The organism is Kocuria sp. CPCC 205261 (assembly GCF_040981025.1).
Taxonomy (GTDB): domain Bacteria; phylum Actinomycetota; class Actinomycetes; order Actinomycetales; family Micrococcaceae; genus Kocuria; species Kocuria marina.
Map to the genome: position 1 here is coordinate 1 of NZ_JAVKPU010000076.1, position 506 is coordinate 506.

At 69.6% G+C, this 506-nt stretch carries 1 protein-coding gene; it reads right to left on the reverse strand.

The window, feature by feature from the left end; genetic code table 11:
- The coding region (locus RF646_RS13465) for a phage holin family protein (protein ID WP_368836247.1) at positions 1 to 385 on the reverse strand (385 nt) is incomplete at its 3' end.
- Between the last annotated feature and the right edge of the window lie 121 nt (positions 386 to 506).

Below are 506 nucleotides of genomic sequence, written 5' to 3' on the forward strand. Positions count from 1 at the left end.
CGGCCAACTCCCGCTTGCCCTCGTTCAGGTTCTTCTTGCCCACAGCGGCGAGGATGCCGGCGATGATGGCCCAGACGACCGCCACGATGACGGCGGCCCAGGTCAGACCGACCAGGTTGCCCAGCCCCCACATGAGGGCGATGGACAGGAAGAGGAGGACGAAGTGACCGGCCACGCCGGCCCCGGCGAGCAGGCCGGCGCCCTTGCCCGCGTCCTTGGCGGACTGCTTGGCCTCCTGCACCGTCTGGGTCGTCTCGGCCTTCGCGAGGGCGATCTCCTGCTGGATGAGGGTGGAGAGATTGCTGCTCAGCGACTTGAACATCTCACCGAGCGACTCGTGCTCCGCCCTGTTCTCGGCGTCCGAGGGGGGAATGGGGTGGCTCATCGACGGTCGCCCTCCTGATCCGGGTAGACGGTGCCGGGCACGCGGTCGGTGTAGGTGCGGGCCGCCTCGCCCTGCTCGTCGGAGCGGTAGGCGTAGGGGTCGCCCGGCGTGTAGCCCGAGG